The sequence below is a fragment of the Streptomyces sp. NPDC087263 genome, assembly GCF_044744645.1.
GTDB lineage: Bacteria > Actinomycetota > Actinomycetes > Streptomycetales > Streptomycetaceae > Streptomyces.
Map to the genome: position 1 here is coordinate 1 of NZ_JBIUYT010000034.1, position 1,497 is coordinate 1,497.

The 1,497-nt window shown below is 67.8% G+C and carries 1 protein-coding gene; it reads right to left on the reverse strand.

The window, feature by feature from the left end:
• Positions 1-8 precede the first annotated feature (8 nt).
• Positions 9-1,208: an IS30 family transposase gene (locus tag ACIPC1_RS40290; protein ID WP_402526830.1), complete on the reverse strand. Its 1,200-nt coding sequence runs from the start codon at positions 1,206-1,208 to the stop codon at positions 9-11.
• Positions 1,209-1,497: the final 289 nt, after the last annotated feature.

Here is a 1,497-nt window from a genome sequence, read left to right on the forward strand (position 1 = left end):
GGGCGAGTTCAACCAGTCGTTGCAACGCCGGGCTGTTGCAGCGAGCGTAGCTGCTCTTCGAAGACCTCGGCGGGTGTCCGCCAGCCGAGGGTCTTGCGGGGCCTGTTGTTGATCGCCATGGCGACGGCTTCGAGGTCCGTGGACGACCACCGGGACAGATCGGTGCCCTTCGGGAAGTACTGACGCAGCAGCCCGTTCGTGTTCTCGTTCGTCGGTCGTTGCCAGGGCGAGTGGGGATCGGCGAAGAACACCTTCGTCCCGGTATCGAGGGCGAACAGGGCGTGGCCAGAGAGTTCCTTTCCGCGGTCCCAGGTGAGGGTTTTGCGTAGTTGCTCGGGCAGCTGCGTCATCGACGTCGTGAGCGCCGCGTTCATCGCGATCGCGCCATAGCCCCCGAGTGAGGTGCCGTTCTTCACGGGCGGATTCTCGCCCCAGCCCTCGAGCCGGGGCAGGTGCACCAGGAGCGTGGAGCGGCTGCTGCGCTCGACCAGCGTGCCGATCGCGGAGCGACCCGTCCCGATGATCAAATCGCCTTCCCAGTGTCCGGGGACCGCGCGGTCTGCGGCCTCGGCGGGGCGTTCGCTGAGGATGACGTCCGCGGTGACATGCCCCTGCGGTTTGTTCTGTGACCGTGCACGGGGAGTCCGCAGCGCCCGGCCGGTGCGCAGGCACGTGACCAGTTCCCGCTTGAGCGCGCCACGGCCCTCGATGAACAGCGCCTGGTAGATCGCTTCGTGGCTGATGCGCATGGACTCATCGTCGGGGAAGTCGGCATGGAGACGGTGCGAGATCTGCTCCGGGCTCCATGCCGTCGCCCATCGTCTGTCCTGCCGGTGCGGCTTGTTCAGCCCTTTCCATGCGGGCGTCCTGGGTCCGGGGACGATCGTGTTGTCGGGGCGGCGGACGCTGTCGGCGAGCCGGTCCTGCACGTACTCACGCAACCTGTCGTTGCCTGTGAGCTTCGCGGTCTTCGGGCGCTTGGCGGCCTGCTGTGCTTTCCACTGGGCGACCGTCGCGCGGTACTCCTGCTTGCCGCTGCGCGTGGCGGCGTTGCGGCGCAGTTCGCGAGAGATCGTTCCGGGGTCACGCCCCAGGGCGCGGGCGATCTCGCGTACGCCCCTGTTCATCGCCCTGAGGATCGCGATCTCCTCGCGCTCCTCGAACGCGAGGTACCGGCCCTTGGGCTCGGCCAACGAGATCGGAGGCATGCCGCCAGCGTGACGAAACCACCTCGCACCCACCGGCCACGACACGCCGACCGCCAACGACGCCTCCACCGTCGTGACCCCTGTGGCGATCAGCCGCCAGAACTGGCGCTGCACGACTCGAGACGGATCAGGCCGCCCCGGCGAACGCATCGCCGGCCGCAACGCACGATCAGCGCGCCACTGCCGACGCCGACCCTCCGGAACATCGCTGGTCTTCAAACTCCAGTCCGCCGTGGCCACGTCGCACACCTCCGAGATCAAAGTGTTGCGACGACCAGTTGAATCCGCC